Source organism: Sodalis-like endosymbiont of Proechinophthirus fluctus (genome assembly GCF_001602625.1).
Taxonomy (GTDB): domain Bacteria; phylum Pseudomonadota; class Gammaproteobacteria; order Enterobacterales; family Enterobacteriaceae.
Genome location: NZ_LECR01000088.1, coordinates 6,305 through 9,171, shown reverse-complemented (window position 1 = coordinate 9,171; position 2,867 = coordinate 6,305). Strand labels below are relative to the sequence as shown.

Below are 2,867 nucleotides of genomic sequence, written 5' to 3'. Positions count from 1 at the left end.
CGTACGTCTGCTAGCCGACACGCTGCTGGCGGATGAGCCCTATGACGTCATGGTATTGCCCAGTGGCATGCAGGGCTCCGAGTACTTCCAGCACAGTCCGTTGCTGGTGGAGTGCGTGCAGCGCACGCATCTCGACGGAGATCTCGACGAAGAATTGGTGGCAGAGATCTGCGCCGCGCCGGCATTTGGCGTTGCAGCACCATCAGCTGTTCAGCTGGGCGAAAATGACTGGTTTTCCAGTGCGTAAAGACCACATAACCGCCGATCGCTGAGTGGAACAGCGGGCGGTCTATGATGCGTATTATCGGCTCCTCACCAACCAAGATGGCCGGGGATGCCTATGGATTTTGCGCTCAAAATCATCGAGTTGCTTGGCAGACGTCCGCGCGAGATCGAGGTAGCCGCGAAGCTGTTGCTGTTGCTGTTGCTGTTGCTGTTGCTGTTGCTGTTCCAGGTTATTGAGAGCTATCAGGATTAGCAATGGGTCAGGTTGGGGAGTAGGCACGGATCCTCGTAGCGAGCGAAGAGGGCGGGCAAGTTCTGCGTACCTCGCCCACAAGGATTTACGGGCGGTAAACCTTGACATTAAGAAAACCCTGCTCACGCAAATAGAGCGTCTGCAAGCGGCTCATCACTCTGCGATCTCAGTAAATTAAGTAAGATTTACTGAGATACATATCTTAAAATTTATTACATAATTTATAGAATATAAACGTATTTACCACCACATTGTCCAGCGTCAGCGGGCGGCCTTCCTGTTCATCCTGCGAGCGGATATCCAGCACGAAATCGCCACTACCTAATCCGGCAGTTATTTCCACTTCGGTGATAGGCGCGGCAGCCTCCTCGGCGGCGATCTCGCGGATATCCAGCATCTGCGCCTGCACCGCCACTACGTCCAGCACGGCGAAATCGAATTGCCCCTATTCCTGCTAGATGCAACTTTTCACCGCCCTCACGGTCTAGCTTTTTGGAAATAACCCTGCAATATTCCGGCATAGTTTTAGCGAATTCTTCCGTACTTATCTGGCGCGCTGCGCTAGTGTGATGATATATTCTTTATTATGGGAAATTAGCGGACGGAGGATAAGTGTATCAAAAGCGTTATTGATCAAACACAAATTGGTTAATGTCTGGCTGGAAACCTGACCCAGCATCTCGCCGGTTACCAGCGCCTGAATCCTGTAGCGCTCAGCCATAGCCGACGACGCACGTATCATCATGCGTTTTAGCACCACGCCCATATGGCCATCGTCCATCTTTGCCAGAATTTCATGCACCACCGGGCGCGAAATCGAGAGACACAAAGCGGACTTTTTATGCGACAGACCATAACGGCGCCACAGATGATACGCCAACTAACGGACGCCGATTTCATGCGCTGCGCTACCAAGATTGAAAAAGCAATAAGTTACCCTACAGCCATGGCGCATCAGCATTTAGCCGGAGACGCCGAAATCGATGCCGCTGGAAATCAGCAACAGAATATCCTTCTGGGTTACCTATAGGAAAACTACCAAGGCCTTCGAGGCGCTCGGCTATCAGCAGTAGCCGATCGTTATCGATTTCCAGCAGTACCCTTTCATCCGGGTGGGTCAGCTTAACGCAAGTTGTTATCCACATTCTGGTTCAAAACGCCACCGACGTAGCGCTCGACGTCCTTGGACGTGAAATCGTGCGTACCACGGCATTTCACCCGCGCGTAAAATCTTTTGCCCACCAGGCGATCGCGATACATCCCCTGCGTTTGCAGGTAACTATCGTGCATATCCTGCCAGGGATACTCCTCCACCGCCAGAATATGATGGATCCCAGGAATGCGGGTCAAGGCATCGACCATCTAAGGACGATAGTGTTCATTAACGGTTCGGATCTCAATAATAATCCCAATGGCGTCACCACCACTGACTCATAGCATTCTTTGAGAATATTACAGGTATTGCTGGCGAGAACTTTAATAAAGTGCGACTGCACAGATTGACTTTTTATTGTGATTTCCGGAAACAGTTTAATGATAAACTTCATGGCTATAGTCGTTATTTGATCATTAAAAAGTCAAGCGTATCAACACATTATACCACGTTATATATCAACATATTATACCACGTTATATAATGAGGCACTGGCCATGTTAGTCCTGGCGTCGGCCTCTCGGCCTTGCGGCGCAGAGTATACCACTTTTTATTTATACCACGGGATTAAGGCGCAATTTGCTTATCACCGCACTCTGAGCTAACGTGGGCCCGCCGCCCCACCTGAGCCTTCGTTATTAACCAGATAGGATACAAACCATGCTAAAAAAAGCTGAACAACCCGCCAGTTTTGAAACTGCCCTGAAAGAACTGGAGCAGATAATCAACCGCCTCGAATCCGGGAAATTGCCTCTGGAGCAAGCGTTTAACGAATTCGAGCAGGGCGTGCAGCTGGCACGTCAGGGTCAGAAAACGCTGCAACAGGCGGAACAGCGGGTGCAAATCTTGTTAAATGGCACGGCAGACGCACAGCTTACTCCTTTTTCGCCGGAAAATGATGCGATATGACTAATTTCGTGAGCGTGTTAAAGGATAGCTGCCAGCATGTGGATGCGGCGTTAGAAAATTATTTCCACACCCTCACAAACCAGCAAGCGCCGCTTGTCCAGGCTATGCGCCACGGCGCTCTATTAGGGGGGAAAAGGCTGAGGCCCTTTTTAGTTTATCAGACCGGTCGCCTGTTCGGACTTGCGCCCGCAAGCCTTGACGCGCCAGCGAGCGCGATTGAGTGTATCCATGCCTATTCGCTGATTCATGACGATTTGCCGGCAATGGATAATGACGTGCTGCGCCGCGGATTGCCGACTTGCCACGTCAAATTCGGTGAAACAACCG

Annotated in this window: 4 protein-coding genes and 1 pseudogene; 4 read left to right on the top strand and 1 reads right to left on the bottom strand. The window is 50.8% G+C overall.

The genetic code is table 11. The features are described 5' to 3' along the window. On the top strand, positions 1-247 hold a 247-nt coding region (locus BG74_RS08595), incomplete at its 5' end, for a DJ-1/PfpI family protein (protein WP_187202831.1). Positions 248-340: 93 nt separating this feature from the next. Then, complete coding sequence (locus BG74_RS14320) at positions 341-478, top strand: hypothetical protein (RefSeq protein WP_187202830.1); 138 nt, start codon at positions 341-343, stop codon at positions 476-478. Between the two features lie 85 nt (positions 479-563). Here BG74_RS14320 and thiI read toward each other — a convergent pair. Beyond that, positions 564-2,025 (bottom strand): annotated as a pseudogene (gene thiI / locus BG74_RS08590) (tRNA uracil 4-sulfurtransferase ThiI). A gap of 266 nt (positions 2,026-2,291) precedes the next feature. Here thiI and xseB point away from each other — a divergent pair. Together xseB and BG74_RS18245 are read left to right on the top strand one after the other, a co-directional pair. Continuing rightward, positions 2,292-2,540, top strand: coding sequence for an exodeoxyribonuclease VII small subunit (gene xseB, locus BG74_RS08585; RefSeq protein WP_066597848.1), 249 nt, complete (start codon positions 2,292-2,294; stop codon positions 2,538-2,540). After that, the coding region (locus BG74_RS18245; RefSeq protein WP_439895727.1) for a polyprenyl synthetase family protein at positions 2,537-2,867 on the top strand (331 nt) is incomplete at its 3' end. The genes xseB and BG74_RS18245, both read left to right, overlap by 4 nt.

Excerpts from the sequence above, each read along its gene's own strand:
- BG74_RS14320 (WP_187202830.1), top strand. The coding sequence starts at position 341 with ATGGATTTTGCGCTCAAAATCATCGAGTTGCTTGGCAGACGTCCGCGC.
- xseB (WP_066597848.1), top strand. The coding sequence starts at position 2,292 with ATGCTAAAAAAAGCTGAACAACCCGCCAGTTTTGAAACTGCCCTGAAA.